10 protein-coding genes are annotated in these 18,497 nt (G+C 67.6%); 5 read left to right on the top strand and 5 right to left on the bottom strand.

Annotated features, from left to right (window positions below; genetic code table 11):
• Positions 1 to 9 precede the first annotated feature (9 nt).
• Complete coding sequence (locus tag ABD231_RS05400; RefSeq protein WP_344145891.1) at positions 10 to 1,224, bottom strand: helix-turn-helix domain-containing protein; 1,215 nt, start codon at positions 1,222 to 1,224, stop codon at positions 10 to 12.
• Between the two features lie 77 nt (positions 1,225 to 1,301).
• Between ABD231_RS05400 and ABD231_RS05395 the strand changes: the two genes are divergently transcribed.
• Positions 1,302 to 1,892: a TetR/AcrR family transcriptional regulator gene (locus ABD231_RS05395; RefSeq protein WP_344145888.1), complete on the top strand. Its 591-nt coding sequence runs from the start codon at positions 1,302 to 1,304 to the stop codon at positions 1,890 to 1,892.
• On the opposite strand, the gene ABD231_RS05390 is transcribed toward ABD231_RS05395, so the two are convergent.
• The gene (locus ABD231_RS05390; protein ID WP_344145885.1) at positions 1,879 to 2,961 is read right to left on the bottom strand and encodes an aldo/keto reductase; all 1,083 of its coding nucleotides are present in this window, start codon (positions 2,959 to 2,961) and stop codon (positions 1,879 to 1,881) included. The two genes, ABD231_RS05395 and ABD231_RS05390, sit on opposite strands and share 14 nt — an antisense overlap.
• Positions 2,962 to 3,022: 61 nt before the next feature.
• Here ABD231_RS05390 and ABD231_RS05385 point away from each other — a divergent pair, with 61 nt between their 5' ends.
• Entirely contained in the window at positions 3,023 to 5,029 is a 2,007-nt protein-coding gene (locus ABD231_RS05385) for a GMC oxidoreductase (RefSeq protein WP_344145882.1), read from the top strand.
• Here the strand turns inward: ABD231_RS05385 and ABD231_RS05380 are convergent.
• Together ABD231_RS05380 and ABD231_RS05375 are read right to left on the bottom strand one after the other, a co-directional pair.
• Positions 5,021 to 5,530 (bottom strand): VOC family protein, encoded by a 510-nt coding sequence (locus ABD231_RS05380; RefSeq protein WP_344145879.1) that lies wholly within the window; start codon positions 5,528 to 5,530, stop codon positions 5,021 to 5,023. The genes ABD231_RS05385 and ABD231_RS05380 overlap by 9 nt on opposite strands.
• Positions 5,531 to 5,562: 32 nt before the next feature.
• Positions 5,563 to 6,279 carry a LysR substrate-binding domain-containing protein gene (locus tag ABD231_RS05375; RefSeq protein ID WP_344145876.1) on the bottom strand — a complete coding sequence of 239 codons (717 nt, stop codon included), beginning with the start codon at positions 6,277 to 6,279 and terminating at the stop codon, positions 5,563 to 5,565.
• 40 nt (positions 6,280 to 6,319) lie between these two features.
• Here ABD231_RS05375 and ABD231_RS05370 point away from each other — a divergent pair, with 40 nt between their 5' ends.
• Entirely contained in the window at positions 6,320 to 6,700 is a 381-nt protein-coding gene (locus ABD231_RS05370) for a DUF5997 family protein (RefSeq protein WP_344145873.1), read from the top strand.
• Here ABD231_RS05370 and ABD231_RS05365 read toward each other — a convergent pair.
• A complete protein-coding gene (locus ABD231_RS05365) occupies positions 6,697 to 8,064 on the bottom strand; it encodes an FAD-binding oxidoreductase (RefSeq protein WP_344145870.1) in 1,368 nt (455 codons plus the stop codon). The two genes, ABD231_RS05370 and ABD231_RS05365, sit on opposite strands and share 4 nt — an antisense overlap.
• Before the next feature lie 117 nt (positions 8,065 to 8,181).
• On the opposite strand from ABD231_RS05365, the gene ABD231_RS05360 reads away from it, so the two are divergent.
• Together ABD231_RS05360 and ABD231_RS05355 are read left to right on the top strand one after the other, a co-directional pair.
• Entirely contained in the window at positions 8,182 to 14,406 is a 6,225-nt protein-coding gene (locus ABD231_RS05360) for an RHS repeat domain-containing protein (RefSeq protein ID WP_344145867.1), read from the top strand.
• Positions 14,384 to 18,370: an RICIN domain-containing protein gene (locus ABD231_RS05355; RefSeq protein ID WP_344145864.1), complete on the top strand. Its 3,987-nt coding sequence runs from the start codon at positions 14,384 to 14,386 to the stop codon at positions 18,368 to 18,370. The genes ABD231_RS05360 and ABD231_RS05355 overlap by 23 nt, the downstream gene beginning before the upstream one ends.
• Positions 18,371 to 18,497 lie beyond the last annotated feature (127 nt).

Here is an 18,497-nt window from a genome sequence, read left to right as displayed (position 1 = left end):
CCTACTGGATCAGAGGTGGACGCGGTAGACAACCAACGGCCGGCCACTGCCGGTACCGATCTGGGTGCCGGTCGCGTCGGCGAGACCGGCCCGCTCGAGCCGGTTCAGCACGCGACGCGCGGTGCGTGGCTGGATCCCCAGGTGGTCGGCCACCGAACGCGTGGTCAGCCCGTCCTCCGGCTCCGAATGCACGAGCTCCTGCAGTCGCTCGAGTGTTGCCTTCGACAACCCGGCCCGCTGTGCGAGCAACTGCAGCTTCGACCGCTGCTGCGCCCGTGGAGTCGCGCCGCCGACCAGGATCAGGTCGATGTCGTTGCGCAGCGAGACGACCGCCGCGGTCCGCCCGGCCGTCTTCGCACGGCCGAGAGCCCGCCGGGCCAGCGCCTCGGTCTCGATCCCGGAACCGCCGATCCCGAACCCGATCCGCACCGGCCCGAACTGCTCCTTCAGCCGGGTCAGCATCCCGAGCTCGGTGAACGACGCGGTCGCCTGCTCGAGCGGTCCGCGGGTCGCAATCACGAGATACCGCTTGTCGTCGTACGGGATCACGCTGCCGCCGAGCGAACCGGCCTCACGCCGGAGAGCGCTCTCGCCGGCCGCGGCGATCTCCACCAGGCCGAGCGCGATCTGAGCGTCGTCGCTGCGCAACGCGTCGTGGACGAGCAGCAGACCGTTCAGCGCGCTGCGCACCGAGTGGATCGACGGCGCGAGCCGGATCGTGGGCCGCTCGGCCCGAAGCTTGTCGTACGCCGACCGCAGGCAGGTGATCGCCACCGTCGCCTTGGCGTTCCGGTGAAACTCCAGTACGTCGTCCGAGCTCAGCCCGGGGCGGTACGGGAGCACCTTGACCCCGCGGGTCGGCAGCCCGGCCTCGGCCAGCGTCTCGTGCACCTGGGCCTCGTCCAGGACGTCGATGCTCATCGACTTGATGTCCTGACCGTCACCGAGCAGCTCGACCAGTGCCCGCAGCAGCGTGGCGCCGGTGTACCCGACGTGGGTCGCTGGGCGGTCGAGCAAGTCGTTCGCCGCCGCGATCTGGTACGGGACCACACCGGTGAACAGCCATGCGTCCACGCTCGGTGGCGCATCGGCCATCACCTTCGGAGTATCGGTCTCCCGGCGATATTTGAGAGGTACAACCTCGATACCGCGCTGGGATCCGATGATCTTGCACGTGGAGGTGACCAGGTCCGACGGCCCGACCACCCCGATCGTCGTCACCATCGCCGGTCAGCCTTCACCGGCTCAGTCTCACCAGATCATCGTGCCGTCGCAACAACCCGCGCCGTACAGTCGGCTGCGTGTTGACTGCGAAGGGGTTGGCGACCAGGGATCGGATCGTGGCCGCGGCGGCGCTGGAGATCCGCGAACGCGGGATCAGCACGGTGACGCTGGACGACATCGGGCAGCGCAGCGGGACCGGGAAGAGCCAGCTGTTCCACTACTTCCCGGACGGCAAGGAGCAGCTGTTGCTCGCCGTGGCGGAGCGCGAGGCCGAGCGGGTGATCGAGGATCAGGAGCCGCAGCTCGGCCGGCTGACGAGCTGGGATGCGTGGCAGGACTGGCGTGACGTGCTGGTCGCGAGGTATCGACGGCAGGGCGTGCACTGCCCGCTCGGCGTACTGATCACCGAGATCGGGCGGCACACGCCTGCGGCACAGGCGGTGACCGGGAAGCTACTCGAGCAATGGCAGCACCGCTTGCAGGCGGGGATCGAGGAGATGCAGGCCGCCGGCGAGATCCGCGCCGATGTTGATGCGACCCGTGCCGCGGGGGCGTTGATGGCCGCGATTCAGGGTGGGGTCACGATCCTGATGTCGTCGGGCTCGGCCCAGCATCTCGAGTACGCCCTCGATCTCTGCCTGGACTATTTGCGCGTCAAGACCAGTTGACGACCGGCGGTTGGTAACCAGCCGGCTTGTCGGCAACCTTCGTTCCTGCACTGACCAACCAGCCTTGGTACTCCGGGGTGAACATGCGATAGACCGACTCGGCCGGTACGGCGCTCGCCCTGTCGAGGTCGGCTCGCAACTCGGCCGGGATCTCGAAGTCGAGCGCGGCCATGGTGGAAGTGAGCTGCTCTGGTGAGCTGGCTCCGACGATTGCGGAGGCGACGCCGGGTTGGGTCGCGACCCAGTTCACCGCGACCTGCGCCATCGTCACGCCGAGCTTGTCGGCGACTGTTTCCAGGGTCTTGAGCAGGTCCCAGTGGCGATCGCTCCAAGAACGCGAGGGAGCGCTCTCTCCGGTCAGGCGGCCTGTTCCGGTGACGCCTTCGAGTTCGTCGCGGCGGTACTTGCCGGTGAGGAATCCGCCGGCCAGTGGGCTCCAGGCAGTGATGCCTAGGCCGAGTGTTTGGGCCATGGCGACGTGTTCGGTCTCGATGGTTCGCTCGGCCAGGGAGTACGGGAGTTGCAGGCTGACCATCGGTACGGCGTCGTTCTGTGCGCGAGCGGCATACCAGGCCGGTACGTCGGACAGTCCGGCGTACCGGATCTTCCCGGCGCGGGTGAGGTCGTCGAACGTGCGCAGGACCTCGTCGATCGGGGTGACGCGGTCCCAGGTGTGCAGCAGGAAGAGGTCGAGATAGTCGGTCTGGAGTCGGCGTAGTGAGTCCTCGACTGCGCGGATCATGTGCTTGCGACCGTTGCCGCCGGCGTTCGGGTTGCCGGGGTCGACGCTGTTGGTGAACTTGCTGGTGAGCACGATGCGATCGCGGAGAGCGCTCTCTGCGATCAGTTTCCCGAGGAGTTGTTCGCTCTCGCCCGCGGTGTAGAAGTCGGCGGTGTCGATGAAGTTGCCGCCGGCATCGACATAGGTGTGGAAGAGCGCGCCGGCCTGGTCGGCGGTGCGGCCGTAAGGTGCGTGGAAACCGCCAGTGCCGAAGTTCATCGTGCCGAGGGCGAGCCGGCTGACGCGGAGGCCGGAGCGGCCGAGCAGGTAATAGTTGTCGAGTGCCATGTGGCCAGCGTTCCTCGGGAAAAATGGACCGGCAAGTACAAACCAGGCGGAGGCGAATGTGGTGCTGACCGAGTCCCAGCAGCAGGTGCTCGAACAACTGGCAGCCCTAGCCATCCCCGCCGACGACTACCCCTCCGCGGCGGAGGCCGGTGCGGTGGAGTTCATCGAACGAGTGCTGACGACGGACCGCCCGGACTGGCGCCCCCGGATAGACCGCGCACTCGCGGTCGCGGAGAAGGCGATGAGCGCGGGACAGGGCGAGGCGGCGCTCGCGGGGGTGCTTGCGGATGGGGATGGGGCGTGGCTGGTCCGGCTGATCGCCCAGGGGTACTACGCGGGGGAGTCGGCTTGGTCGATGGTGGGGTGGCGGGCGGATGTGGCGGGGGACTGGGATGCGGTGTCGACTGAGCTGACGGTTACGCCTCGGAGTGCGCTTGCGGGGCAGTATGACGTGGTGGTGGTTGGGTCGGGGGCTGGTGGGGGTGCGGCGGCTCAGGTGATTGCGGAGTCTGGGCGGACGGTGTTGGTGGTTGAGGCGGGGCGGTATCCGACTACTGCGTCGCTGGCGCGGGATCATCTGCGGAATCCGCGGTCGGTGGCTGGGTTGCCGGCGGTGACTGATCCGGATCCGCAGGGGCGGCCGCGAGTAGCAGTCGTGGACGGGGTGACGTCGTACCCGTTGCCGCCGGATGGGGAGTGGGGGAACAACGCGTTCACGGTGGGTGGGGGTACGCGGGTGTACGGCGCGCAGGCGTGGCGGTTCGTGCCGCGGGACTTCCGGATGGCGAGCACGTACGGCGTACCGGAGGGGAGTGGGCTGGCGGACTGGCCGATCTCGTACGACGACCTGGCGCCGTACTACGCGTTGGCCGAGCAGCGGTTCGGGGTCAGCGGTGGTGGCACCGACCCGTGGCACGCACCACGTGAGCTCCTGATGCCGCCATTGCCGCGCACCGGCCCGGCGCACCGCCTCGCCGCGGCTGCGGAAACGCTCGGCTGGGGCACGCTCGACGTACCGCTGCTGATCAACTCGGTCGACTACCAGGGCCGGGCCGCCTGCGTCCGTTGCGGGCAGTGCGTTGGTTTCGCCTGTCCGGTCGAGGCGAAGTCGGGCATCCACAACACCGCACTCCCCGCCGCCCTCGCGACCGGCAACTGCACCCTGCTTACTGAGACCACGGCAGAGCGCCTCGTAGTCCGCAACGGCCGAGTCGTCGGGGTAGCGCTGGTCGACGGGCAGCTCTGGCGACGCACGATCGAGTGTGACGAGGTGGTCGTCGCCGCGGGTGCGTCCGAAACCCCGCGGCTACTGCTCAACAGCGCACACGACGCCGAGCCGAACGGCCTAGGCAACAACCAGGACCAGGTCGGCCGCTATCTCCAGGCTCACGTGTACGCCGGTGCCGTCGGCCTGTTCGACGACGAGCTGGCCGATCTGATCGGTCCTGGCGTCTCGATCGCGACCTGCGACTTCCGGCACGGCAACCACGGGATCGTCGGCGGCGGGATGCTGGCCAACGAATTCGTGCCGACCCCGGCCGCGACGTACGACTATCTGACCGGAGCCGGCCTGATCCCGCGCGCCGGCCTGGCCGGCAAACAAGCCATGCGCCACGAAGCCCGCCGAATGCTGCGTGTCGTCGGCCCCATCCAGGAGGTCACCTCAGCCGACTCCCGCATCCAAGTAGACCCAACACTGAAAGACCGCTTCGGCAACCCGGTCGCCAAGATCAGCGGTTCGATCCACCCCGAGGACGTCCGCGCCCACGCCTTCATGAGCGCGAGAGCCAACGAGTGGCTGCTAGCGGCAGGCGCGCAAAGGACAGCCGTCGGATCAGTCGGTACGACGGGTCGCGCCAGCACCGGTCAGCACCAGGCAGGCACCTGCCGGATGGGCGATGACCCAGCCAGGTCGGTCACCGATCCATACGGCCGGGTCTGGGGCCACGACAACGTTCGCATCGCCGACGCCTCCGTGCATGTGACGAACGGCGGCGTGAACCCGGTACTGACGGTGCTTGCCGGATCGCTGCGGATCAGCGAGCACCTGGTCCGTGGGTCAGCGTGAGATCCCGACACCGCTGCGGGCGTCCTGCCCGTACTTCGCCACTTCCGCGTCGAGGTCGAGTCGCCGGATCCCGCCCTGTTCGCGGTCGGCGTCGGTGAGCAGGTCGGCCGGGATGATCCAGACGATCTCGAACTCGAGCCCGTCCGGGTCCTTGCCGTACAGGGACTTCGTGGTGCCGTGGTCGGACGAGCCGACCAGTGCGCCGGCCGCCTGGAGTTTCGCGGAGAGCTCGGTCAGGTCGCCGAGCTTGTCGACCTCCCAGGCCAGGTGGTACAGCCCGACGTTGGTCTTGCCGGCACCGGACGGGCCGGCTTCGGCGCCGATCTGGAACAGGCCGAGGTCGTGGTCGTTGGTGGAGTCGGGCGCGCGCAGGAAGGCCGCGGTCGGGTACGCGTCGCCGCCCTCGGTGTAGCTGAAGCCGAGGACGTCGCGGTAGAACGCGACGCTCGTGGCCACGTCGCGCACGTACAGCACCGCGTGGTTGAGCCGGAAGATCGCCATGGTGACAGTATAGTTGAAGGCTCAACTGAAGACTAGCGGCGCCGATACTTGCGCTTGGGGGTCGGGCCCTTCGGCGCCGCGGACTTCTTCTTCTGCGGCCGGCTCGGCTGCTTCTTGGGCTCGGCCTTCTTCGCTTCGGGTTCCGGGCGGCTGCCGCGGGTGCTGTTCGCGGTGCGGCCGCGGACGATGCCGACGAACTCCTCCACCAGGGCGGAGTCCGCGCCCTCCGGCCAGACCAGCGCGACCTGGGACGACGGCGCCTCGAGCAGCGGCCGGAAGGTGAGGTCCTTGCGATGGTGCAGCCGTGCCAGTGACATCGGTACCACGAGCAATCCGGTGCCCATGGCAACCAGCTCGATCGCCGCTGCGGTCGTCGCAGGCCGTTCGTCGATCACCCGGCCCGGTAACGGCTGCTCCCACGTCAGTACGTCGTCCTGCGCGTGCAGCATCAGTTCGTCCGCGAGGTCCTCGAGCGCGACCTCCTCGACCGCCGTGACCACGTGGTCCTTCGGAACCACGACGACCGTCTGCTCGACGTACAGGGGGATGGCGTGCAGGCCGGTCCGGTCGATCGGCAGCCGGACGAGGGCCGCCTCGGCGCCGGCGTCGCGGATCAGCGCGACCGCGTCGGCGGACGCGACCTGGATCAGCTCGATCGGTGTCCGGGGCAACCTCTCGGCCCAGATCCGCGCCCACTTGGCCGGTGTCACGCCAGGTACGTACCCGAGGCGGAAGGAGGAGTCGGTCACGCGGTCAGGCTACCGGTCGAAGCCGGGATACCCTGACTCAATGACTGCACGCAAGACCTCTCAGGACATGAAGCCCGCGACCGCGGCGAAGAAGCTGGACATCTACCTTCCGGCGACTCCGGCCGAGTTCCAGGACGGGTTCATCTCCCGGGAGGAGCTGACGGAGCTGCAGAACAACCCGCCGGAGTGGCTGCAGGAGCTGCGGCAGCACGGCCCGCACCCGCGCTCGGTGGTGGCCGCCCGGCTCGGCGTCTCGATCAGCGGCCTGGCCCGCGCCGGGGTCACCGACGCGCTGACCACCGACGACATCGACGCGATCCGGGACGAGAACCCGGACTGGCTCGAGCACGAGCGGGGCATTCAGGCGGACGTCCGGGCCGAGGCCGCCCGCCTGAAGGACGAGAAGAAGCCTCGCCGCTAGCTCACCGGCCCATAGGGGAAGCGCCGCTCCGGGTCGTACGTCGCGCGGACCTCGTCCAGCCGGGCCCGGGTCTCGGCCGGCCAGCTGGCCTCGTACGAGCCCGGGATGGCGAAGCCGTCGGCGAGGTTGATCGCGTTCTCGGCCGAGGTCCACTTCTGCACACTGCCGAGTACCTGACCGGCCACGGCCGGCAGGACGGTCTCGAACAGGCTCGGGTCCGGCGCCCCGACCATGAAGAGCGTGTAGGCACCACCGCGCCCGCCGACCGCACTGCCCTCCGGTACGTCGCGACTGACCGCCCCGCCGAGGTGTCGCAGCTCGACCGCGACCAGCGGCACCTGCTGGTCCGGGCCGACCGCACCCAGGAAGGCATCGGCGAAGTCCGCGTCCAGTTCGTCGAGCATGACCCCGCGGTCCCAGGACAGGGTCGGCTCGGTCGGGTCGTTGTGGATCTGCGCGATATTCGCGGCCGGCATCTCGCCGAGCATGTCGATCAGAACCGCCCCGGCCGCCCGGATCGGGGCGAACAGCTTCTCGCCGTCCGCCGCGTCACCGACGTACGCGAACCGGACGCTGACCACGTTCTTGCCGCGCAGCGGTTCGGGGATGAACGGCAGCGGCGGCAGTCGCAGGATGATCGCCGACGTGGTCGCGGCCTCGGGCAGAGTGGTCGTCCAGTCGATCCAGGTGCGGACGACGGAGTCGATCTCGGGTGCGTCGAAGAAGACCGAGCCGCCGTACAGGGTGGTCAGCTCGACCAGCTCGACGTCCACCGAGGTGACGACGCCGAAGCCACCCTTGCCACCGCGCAACGCCCAGAACAGATCCGGGTGCTCGGTGGCATTCGCGGTCACCACCTCACCGGCACCGGTGACAAGCTCGAAACCGCGCACCCAGTCGGACGCGACCCCGAACGTCCGCGCCAGCGGCCCCAACCCGCCGCCCAGCAGCATTCCGACACAACCGACCGTCGCGGACGCGCCGGTGATCGGTGCGAGCCCATGCTCAGCCGCCGCCGCGACCACCTCACCCCAGCGGCACCCCGCCTCGATGTGCGCGATCTTCGTCGCCGGGTCAACGGTCACACCGTTGAGCCGCGAGGTCGTGATCACGACACCCTCGGTCACATGCAGCGGCCCGTGCCCCGTGGCCAGCACGCGGATCGGCGTACCGGCCTGGTTCGCCGCGGCGACCACGGCCGCGGCGTCGCTCGTCGAGGTGATCCCGACGACAACCTCCGGACTGTGTTCCGCATTGAGCCTGAACCCGGCCAGCTCCGCCGCGAAGCCTTCGTCCTCCGGCGTCAGCACCGGCCCGGTGACGTTCTGCCGGAGCTGTTCGATCACTGCGGTTCCGTTCGTCATGCCGTTCCCCTCTAAAGACATCACTGTCGGTGACGATTTCCAGACGGATCGAAACCGTCGCACGGCAACGGTTCAGCCTGCACGCTTGGCTCACGCCCGTGAGCGAGGAGAACCCGCATGCCGGATCCGTCCACCCCACGCATCGGACGTCGAGTCCGCCCACTCGTTCGTACTGTACTGACCGGAGTTGTCGGCCTGTCCCTGGTCGTCGGCAGTCAGCAGTCCGGTCTGACAGCGGCCGCCGTCGCCCCCGAACCCGACAAGCCGGTCGCGCTCCGCAAGGACAAGCCGGTCAAGGGCGTCACGTCGAAGCCCGTACCGCGCCCGGTCGACCCGGCGATGGTCGACGCGACCCGCAAGAAGGAGCTCCGGACGAGCTGGCCCGCCGCAGGTTCGGCAGCGGCCGCCGTCCCCACACCGGGCGGCGGTACGGCGCTGGGCCGGTGGAACGCCGTACTGTCGGGGGAGCCGGAGGTCGCCACGGAACGGGCCGGAAGTCTGCCCGTCTGGGTAAGTGCCGGTGCTCAAGCCACCAAGGCGTGGATGGCCAACGGTGCAGCCAGCGGTCCGGCGAAGGTGGAGGTCGCGATCAGTGGCCGGCGCGGCGACCGGATGCAGGTCGACGTGCGCCGAGCGGATGGCAGCAAGGCTGCCGGGACTGTTCGGCTGACCGTGGGTTACGCGGAGTTCGCGGACACCTACGGTGGTGGCTGGTCGAACCGGCTCCGGCTGTACGACGCCAAGACCGGCAAGTCCTATGCGAGCAGCAACAAGGGCGACGGGACCGTCCAGGCAGAGGTGCCCGCGACGTCGACGTTGATGCTGGCGGCAGCCGAATCCGGCGGTGGCGGTGACTACGCTCGCGGGGACCTGAGTGGTGGCGCTGCGAAGTGGAGTATCGGCGGACCGTCCGGTGCGTTCGAGTGGTCGCTCCCGATGGAGGCGCCGCCGGGGATCGGTGGTCCGCAGCCGTCGGTGGCGCTGCAGTACTCGTCCGGCTCTCTTGACGGGCTCACCTCGGCCACGAACAACCAGGTGTCCGCGGCCGGGCAGGGTTTCGACATCAGTGGCGGTGGCGCGATCGAGCGCCGGTTCAAGTCGTGTTCGAAGGACCCGGGCAACAACGGCACCCGGTCGACCGGCGACCAGTGCTTCGCGACGGAGAACGCCAGCATCGCCATGACCGGTAAGTCCGGCGACCTGTTGCTGGTGTCGAAGACCGACACGTCGGAGACCTGGCGGATGCAAGGTGACGACGGCACGGTGATCGAGAAGTTCTGGGGCGCGGCCAACGGCGACGACGGCTTGGTCGCGAAGGACAAGGGCGAGTACTGGCGCGTCACCACCAAGGACGGCTCGAAGTTCTACTTCGGTCTGAACCGCTTGCCGGGCTGGACGTCCGGACAGCCCGAGACCCGGTCCGCCCTGACCATGCCGGTGTTCGGCAACAACGCCGGCGAGCAGTGCAACCGGACCGCCTTCGCGGACTCGTGGTGCCAGCAGGCGTACCGCTGGCAGTTGGACTACGTGGTGGACCGGCACGGCAACACGATGAGCCTGTTCTACGACGTCGAGACCAACAACTACGCACGCAACATGACTGCGACGGCAGTCAGCTCGTATGCGCGCAACAGCATCCTGAAGTCCATCGAGTACGGCCAGCGGGATGGACAGGTCTACAGCCAGAAGGCGATCGGCCGGGTCCTGTTCACTCCGGCCGAGCGCTGCGAGGGCACGAACTGCGATCCGGGTCAGCCGGCGACGTACCCGGACACTCCCTGGGACCTGAACTGCGCCAGCACCAGCAACTGCGACAACCACTTCACGCCATCGTTCTGGACGCAGAAGCGGCTGAGCCGGATCACCACGCAGGTGTGGCGCGACAATGCGTTCACCGACGTACAGACCTGGGACCTGCGGCACGAGTACACGACCGGCGCAGGCAGTGGCCGGGCGCTGTGGCTGGAAGGCGTCACGCAGACCGGCCGGGTCGGTGGCGACGTGCAGATGCCGGAGACGAACTTCGACGGCGTCGGCATGGACAACCGGGTGAACCCCGCCGACCCGAACCTGCCCAGCCTGATCTGGTACCGGATCGACAAGGTCCACTACGGCACTGGTGGCGACCTGGCGGTCGGCTACTCGTTGAAGGACTGTACGCCGACGTCCCTCCCGGACCCGGCCAACAACACCCGCCTGTGCCGGCCGCAGAAGTGGACGCCACCGAACCAGGCAGAGCGTCAGGACTGGTTCCACAAGTACGTCGTGAACGAAACGAACGAGGTGGACCGCAGCGCGGCCACCACGGTGCCGGCGGCCCCGATTCCCGTCACGACGAAGGTCCAGTACGTCGGCACACCCGCCTGGCATTTCGACGAGCAGGACGGTCTGTCCGAGACCACCACGAAGACCTGGAACGAGTGGCGGGGCTACGAGAAGGTCAAGGTGATCAAGGGCGCCGCCGGCGAGACCCAGTCCACCGAGGAGACGCAGTACTTCCGGGGGATGAACGGCGACAAGGACGCCAACGGCGGAGTCCGGACGGTGAAGATCACCGACTCGACCGGTACGTCGGTGGAGGACACCGCGGAGTTCTCGGGCCAGGTGCGTGAGCAGATCACCTACAACGGCGCCACTGTGGTCAACAAGTCGATCAACGACTTCTGGCGTTCGCCGGAGCCGACGGCCACCGAGACGAAGCCGTGGGGCACGCGGTACTCGTATCTGACTGCCCAGAAGGGAGCTACGCAGTACCAGGCAGTCGACGGCGGCACGCTGAACATCGCGAACCGTCACGAGTACGACGCCAAGGGCCGCCTGCTGTCGAAACACCTGGCCAACGACGTGAACACCACGAACGACGACACGTGCACGCGGTACGAGTACCTGGACAACCCGGCCGCCGGCCTGCAGGAACTGCTCAGCCGCGAGCAGACGGTCTCGGTCGGCTGCGACGTCAAGGACTGGACTCCTGCTCAGGTGCTCAGCGACGAGCGAATGTTCTTCGACGACCACACCTCGCTGGCGGCGACCCCGACACGTGGTGTGCCCACCAAGGGCGAGCGGCTGACCGGACACGACAGCAACGGCAATCCGACGTACGAGACCGTGTTCACTGCGACGTACGACGAGTACGGCCGCCGGACGAGTGTCACCAACGCGTTGAACCAGACGACGCGAGTGGCCTTCAACCCGGGCTACGGGCCGACGACGAAGGTCGTCCGGACCGCCCCGAACGGTATGCAGGCCGCAGAGGAGTACGAGCCGGCGTGGGGCGAGCAGATCGCCCAGGTGTCCACCGACGGGTTGCGGGCCGAGATCGCTCTGGACCCGGTCGGCCGGACGTCGAAGATCTGGCACGCAGGTCACCCCAAGGCCACCACCTCACCGGACGTCGAGAAGGAGTACCTGCTGCGCGGTGAGGGGTCGTCCGCGGTCATCACCAAGTCGCGGCTCGCCGAGAACCGTTTCGACACGACGTACGAGCTGTTCGACGGACTGCAGCGCATCCGGCAGACCCAGGAGGCCACGCCGGCCGGTGAGCGCCTCGTGACCGACTACCGCTACGACAGCCGTGGCAAGCGCACCATCGTGTCCGGCGCCTACCTCGCGGCCGGCAGTCCGGGCACGGACATCCTGTACGTCGGCGACACCGCGATCCCGAAGTTGGACGTGACCCAGTACGACGGCGCGGATCGCCCGGTGGCGCAGATCTTCCTGTCCGAGGGCCAGGAGAAGTTCCGCACCAAACACGAGACGACGGCGACCCGGCAGAGCATCGACCCGCCGCAAGGACAGGCGCCGACGACTCGCATCACCGATGCCCGCGGCCGGCTGGTCGAGCAGCGGCAGTACACCGGTGACACGTGGAGCGGTGCCTACGACAGCACGAAGTACACCTACACCGCGCTCGGCCAGCTGAAGTCGATCACCGACCCCGCGGGCAACATCTGGAGCTACGAGTACGACGTCCGCGGCCGGCGGATCTCCGAGACCGATCCCGACCGTGGCAAGACGACCTTCACCTTCAACCCGGGTGACCAGATCACGTCCAGTACCGACGCGCGTGGGATCACCACTGCGTTCACGTACGACGAGCTGGGGCGCAAGAGCACCCAACGCAGCGGATCGGACACCGGGCCGGTCCAGATCGAGTGGAAGTACGACTCGCTCGCCATGGGCAAGCCGACCTCGACCACCCGCTACGTCGACGGCAAGGCCTACACCTCGGCCGTCACCGGTTACGACAGTGCCGGTCGACCGACCGGGCAGTCGTTGACGCTTCCGGCATCGGAAGGCGCGCTGGCCGGGACGTACAACATCGCCCAGACCTACACGACCGATGGGAAGCTCGAGAGTCGTTCGCTGCCCGCTGTGGGGGATCTCGCGGCGGAGAAGCTGTCGCTGACCTACAACGACCAGAGTCTGCCGACAGCGATGAGCAGTGAGCTGGGCACGTACGTGCGGAACAGCAGCTACACCGCTCTGGAGGAGACCCAGACACTGACACTCGGCGCGGCCAACGGTCGCTGGGTGCAGCAGAAGTTCGAGTACGAGTACGGCACCCGGCGGGTGACCAGAGTGATCACCGACCGGGAGACGTCGGCCAGGCGGATCTCTGACACGCAGTACTCCTACGACCCGGCTGGAAACATCACGAAGGCAGTCGACGGCTCGGCGTCCGCTACTGCTGAGGCAACCGACACACAATGCTTCACCTACGACCACCAGCGGCGACTGACCGAGGCCTGGACGCCGGAGTCGGGCGACTGCACGGCTGCTCCGACTGCGGCCGGCTTGGGCGGCCCAGCGGCGTACTGGCAGAGCTGGACGTTCGACAAGGTCGGCAACCGGCTGAGCGAGAAGAGCACCACGCCGGCCGGCGTAACCACTACCAGTGCTTACGCGTACGGCGGTACAGGGTTGTCCCCGAATGCCCTCAAGAGCGTCACGACAACCGGGCCCAGTGGGACGGCAACCACCGACTACGGCTACGACAAGACCGGCAACCTGACCACTCGCACGAAGGGTGGTAGCACCGAGACACTGAAGTGGACGGACGAGGGCAAGCTGGAGAGCAGCAGCAAGGGCACGTCGTTCGTGTACGACGGTGAAGGCAACCGGATGCTGCGCAAGGACGCCAGCGGTACCACGCTGTACCTCGGTGAGACCGAGATTCTGCTCGGTACCGACGGCAAGCTGCACGGCACCCGGTACTACACCTTCGGCGACGACGTGATCGCCGTTCGGACCAACGGCAAACTGAGCTGGCTGCTGAGCGACCTGCACGGGACACCGAACATCGTGGTCGACGCCGGCAACCAGAGTGTGCAGCGGCGCCGGACCACGCCGTACGGGCAGACCCGGGGGACCGCCCCGACCGACTGGCCGGGGCAGCGCGGATTCCACAAGGGGACCGAGGACCCGGGGACCGGGCTGGTCCATCTCGGCGCCCGCGAGTACGACCCGGCGATCGGGCGGTTCATCTCCGTCGACCCGGAGATCGATCCGGAGGAACCGGGTCAGCTGAACGCCTACTCCTACGCCAACAACAACCCCGTCGTCTTCGACGACTCCGACGGCCGGGCCGCGGTGCTGGCGATCCCGGTGGTCATCGCGGTGCTGGAGATGGCGTTCATCATCGTGATGGCCATCATCGTGGTCGTGCTGATCGTGATGATCCTGGTCAAGGTGATCGAGCTGGTCATCGAAATGGTCAAGAACTTCTTCACCTGGCTGTGGGAGAAGATCACCAGACGGGTGGAACGGTGGGTCGAGACGTTCCGCACGGTCTGGAAGTTCATCGAGCAACGCATCGTGCAGTTCACGGTCCGGATCGTCAACAAGATCAAGTGGATCTTCAAACGGATCGCGGACAAGATCAAGAAGCCGGTGCGCAAGCCGGACGTGGTCAAACCCAAACCGGAGACCCCCAAGCCACCGAACAAGCCGGAGACGCCCAAACCGCCGAACAAGCCGAACAAACCGGACCGGCCGGGCAACAAACCGGAGAAGCCGACCCGCGGCAACGCCAGCGAACGCATCAAGGCCGAGCGCGAGCGCAGGTCGCAGGAGCAGGCCGAGATGAAGCGCCGGATGGACGAGATCCAGGAACGGCTCAACGAGCAGATGGGCAATCCCAAGCGCGGGGACTGGAAGAACGAGACCCAGAAGGAGGTCAACCCCGACCCCGTGCGGTACCCGGACGGTTCGCCGAAGTGGCAGAAGCCGTACGACAGCAAGGACTTCTCCTCGATGTCCGGCTCGGGCAAGGGCTGGAAGGGGGTGCTGGTCGGTGATGTCCTCCGGAGGATCGTGGATGCCTTCAAGTGGTTCAGCTAAGCGGGCAGGCCTGGCGGCGGCGGTTGCGCTGCTCCTCGCCTTTCCCGCGGTCGGAGTACCGCAGGTCGAGGCTGGGGCACCTCGCTCAGCCGAGGCCCCGGCCGCCGCACCCCGCGAGCGAGCCGAGCTGACGCACCTGCGGACCGAGAACACCGAGGTGTACGTCGAACCTGACGGAAACCACACGCTGGTCGCGCACCCGGCGCCGGTGCGTGCCCGGCGCGGTAAGGAGTGGGCACCGATCAGCACGACCCTGCGGCGTACCAAGGACGGCACTGTCCGCCCTGGTGCGACCGTGACCGACCTGGTGCTGTCCGGAGGCGGCGACCGCGCGATGGTCAGTATCGGTGTCGGTGCGAACCGGCTCCGGCTCCTCTGGCCGGCCGTGCTGCCGAAACCCGTGCTCGACGGCGACACGGCGACGTACCCGGAGGTCTATCCGGGAGTCGACCTGAAGCTGCGCGCCGAGGCCGACGGGGTCGCACAGGTCCTGGTCGTCAAGAACCGGGCCGCTGCCGAGCGGCTGCGTACCGTCGACGTCGGCCTGACCACCACCGGGCTGCAGGTCCGGGTCCGGCCGGATGGCTCGACTGTTGCCGTTGACAACAAGAACCGCACCGTCCTGTCCGGTGACCGGGCAGTCATGTGGGACAGCAACGGAGCAGCGGCCGCGGTTCGGAGGAGTGGCGCACAGGAGTCTCGGCGAGCAGTCATGCGCACTGTCCGCACCGAGTCCGGCCTGCGCGTCGTACCGGACCAGAAGCTGCTCACCGCGGCGACGACCAAGTACCCGGTCTACATCGACCCTCCGTGGTCCATCGGCCACCAGTTCTGGACGCATGTCAACGAGATGGCCGCCGACCAGTCCTACTGGAACTACGACCGAGACGAAGGCGCCAAGGTCGGCTTCGCGTGGGGCGGCACTGTCCGCTACCGCTCGTTCTTCCAGTTCGACACCACCAAGCTCGCCGGATCGAGGATCGTGGCGGCAGGCTTCCGGATCATGCTGAACCACTCGTCGGCCACTGGTGCGACACCGACCGACCTCTGGTCGACCAAGGCGATCGACCCGAGTGTGCCGTTGAAGTGGAACAACTCCGGAGGCCACTGGCTGAACCAGTTGGCCCAGGCCAGTGGCAATGCCAATACCGACGCAGGACAGCCGGACCAGGAGATGATCTTCACCAGTCCAGCGGTGAAATCCATGGTCCAGGACGTTGCCGGGAATCGAGGCCCGACGGCGACGTTCGGACTGCGAGCACCGAACGAGGGCAGTCAGTACCAGTGGAAGAAGTTCCACCCGGGCACCGCGGAGCTGCGGGTCACCTACAACAACGCGCCGCGGCCGCCGATCAAGCTGAACTTCACCCGGCCACGTCCGTGCGGGACAGTGCAGGCGCCGACCGTGGTGACCGGTCTGGTACCGCCGACCTTCAGTGCGGTCGCCAGCGACCCGGACAACGACAACGTCACCACCAAGCTGTCCATCCGCCGGGCCGACAACGACGCGGCGGTCTACGAATCGACATCGAGTCTGACGACCTCCGGTGCGGCGTTCGCCTGGCCGCAGGTGCCGAGCACCGCGCTGTCGGCCGGTGTTCCGTACTACTACGTTGCCAGTAGCAACGATGGCATCCCGGACGACGGGATCGAGTTCGGGGACGAGACCACTCGCTGCTACTTCATCCTCGACTCCACGCCGCCGAAGGTCGCGCAGGTGTCGTCCAGTGACTTCCCGAACAACGGCGAGGACGGGATCCCGGCCAAGACCACCGGCGTCGTGACGCTGCGCCCCGGCTCCGGCGACACCGATGTGGCGGAGTTCCTGTACGGCTTCACGCAGGACGCGATCCTGTCCCGGATCAAGATCGGCCCGGACGGTACGGCGAAGCTTCCGGTGACCGTGTGGCCGAATCCGCAGACCGGGATCCCGGAGTCGACGCTGTTCGTCCGGGCGGTCGACCGGGCCGGCAACTCGAGCTCGGTCGGGCTCGGCTACGACCTGCTGGCCGCGAGCAACTCGAATCCGATCCCGCGGGTACGTGGAGACATCAACGGTGACGGCCGGGCAGACATCAGTGCGGTGCTCGACCACGGCTGGGGCCGCACCGGGGTCTGGAACGTGCTGTCCAAGCCAGGTGGGCTGCAGACCGGCACGTTCGCCTGGGACTCCGGCGAGAACGGCGGTTACGCGCTCTACAAGACCCGTCCTGTCCAAGGCGACTTCGACAAGGACGGCCGCGCCGACATCGTCCTGTTCAGGGAGGAGGCCGGCCGAAGGATCGGTGCGTACCTGCTGAAGTCCGACGGCAACCGGTACGTCACGCAGTCCAACCCGGTCTGGCACTCCGGCGCTGCGGGCTGGCCGCTCAGCACGGCCCGGATCATCTCCGGTGATGTCAACGGGGACAGCGCCGACGACATCGCGGTGCAACTCGACAACGGCAATGGCACTTGGCGAGTGCTGCTGTTCCTCGGCGGTCCCACCGCCATCGGTGCGCCGGTGCAGTGGGTCTCCACGTCCGGAGACTGGTCGCGCAGTGCACCACTGCTCGCGGACATCGACGGCGACAACAAGGACGACCTTGTCGACATGTCCAACCTGGGCAACTGCCGCACCCAGGTGACCGTTCGCAAGTCGTCCGGTACGGCGTTCGCCACGACACCGGTCACCTGGTACGACAACTCGTCGTACTGCTGGGAGAAGAGCCGGCCGGTCGTTGCCGATGTCAACGGTGATGGTCTGGACGACATCGTGGCGATGTACGAGCACGGACAGAGTGATCTGGCGCTGCGCGCGTTCGTCTCGAGCGGGACAGCACTGACGGAGTCGCAGTGGTACCGCGGTGCGCTCGACCCGGCCAAGGCGGCGCTGAGTGCCGGTGACTACACCAGTGACGGCAAGGACGACGTCGCTCTGACCCAGGCGCTGGACGACGGCGGCCGGGAGGTGTCCACGCTGGCATCGACCGGTACGGCGTTCGGCGCGCCGGTCAGCGGCTGGAAGGAGACCACCGTCGCGGCGACGACCGGGCCCAAGTTCGACATCGACCGGCGGGCCTACGAACTGGTCGCCCGGCACAGCAGCAAGTGCCTGGACATCCCAGGGGCTAGTCAGACCGACGCTGCGCCGGTGCACCAGTACGAGTGCAACGGGAACATCCAGCAGCGGTTCCGGCTGAACCCGATCGCCGGAACGGACCAGTTCGAAGTCCAGACCGTGCACGGGAACGGCGTGAAGGACGACGGCAAACCACGCTGCGTCGACGTCGAGAACATGTCGCTCGGTGACGACGTACCGCTGCTGCAGTGGCCGTGCTCTGGGACCGGTAACCAGCAGATGACCGTGGAGTACCTGGAAGGAAGCAGCTACGACACGGTGGTTCGGCTGCGGTTCGCGCACAGCGGCAAGTGCGCCGGTGTCCGCGGGAGCTCGCTGGGCAACGCCGTACCGGTGGTGCAGCAGACCTGTACGGCGGATGCGAGCCAGCAGTGGATTCTGCGGCCGGTGTTCACCGGGCAGTCGCTGGCCGGGCGCTACAAGATGGCGTCGGTCCGTGGTGGCAAGGTGCTGGACATCCAGGACTGCGGGACGAATCCGGCGAGCACCGAGATCCGGATGTGGGACTGGGTCCCGGGAAGCCCTTGCCAGCGCTGGCAGATCGTGCCGAAGGGTGACGACATCTACCAGATCTACGACCCGAACTCCCAGAAGAACGTGGATGTCCAGGGCTGCCCGGGTGGGCTCGGGTCACCACTGGTACCGATCACACCCAGTGACAGCGTGGAATGCCAGGGCTGGCGGATCGAACCGGCGATCGACGGCTCCTGGAGCATCCTGCAGAACAAGTCCGGCCGCGCGATGGACGTGGCCCATTGCAGCGCGGCGGCCGGTGCCGACGTGATCACCTACACCTACTGGAACGGGCCCTGCCAGCGCTGGATTCTGACCTCTGCCAACTGACCCGCCACACCGAACTGGCACCCCGACTCGACGGTAACAGCCGATCCCTGAAAGTCTGTCCGGGCGGCCCGGCCAAAACTTGTGTTCCACAAGGGCCGGGCCGTTACACGTTTGTGGTGCGACAGGG

The sequence above is a fragment of the Kribbella yunnanensis genome (genome assembly GCF_039529655.1).
In the GTDB taxonomy this organism is placed as follows: domain Bacteria; phylum Actinomycetota; class Actinomycetes; order Propionibacteriales; family Kribbellaceae; genus Kribbella; species Kribbella yunnanensis.
Note: the sequence above shows the minus strand (reverse complement) of the source record. Positions and strands in the feature narration are given on the sequence as shown.

Coding starts and splice junctions, on each gene's coding strand:
- ABD231_RS05400 (WP_344145891.1), bottom strand. CDS start 1,224: ATGGTGACGACGATCGGGGTGGTCGGGCCGTCGGACCTGGTCACCTCC.
- ABD231_RS05390 (WP_344145885.1), bottom strand. CDS start 2,961: ATGGCACTCGACAACTATTACCTGCTCGGCCGCTCCGGCCTCCGCGTC.
- ABD231_RS05380 (WP_344145879.1), bottom strand. CDS start 5,530: ATGGCGATCTTCCGGCTCAACCACGCGGTGCTGTACGTGCGCGACGTG.
- ABD231_RS05370 (WP_344145873.1), top strand. CDS start 6,320: ATGACTGCACGCAAGACCTCTCAGGACATGAAGCCCGCGACCGCGGCG.
- ABD231_RS05365 (WP_344145870.1), bottom strand. CDS start 8,064: ATGACGAACGGAACCGCAGTGATCGAACAGCTCCGGCAGAACGTCACC.
- ABD231_RS05360 (WP_344145867.1), top strand. CDS start 8,182: ATGCCGGATCCGTCCACCCCACGCATCGGACGTCGAGTCCGCCCACTC.
- ABD231_RS05355 (WP_344145864.1), top strand. CDS start 14,384: ATGCCTTCAAGTGGTTCAGCTAAGCGGGCAGGCCTGGCGGCGGCGGTT.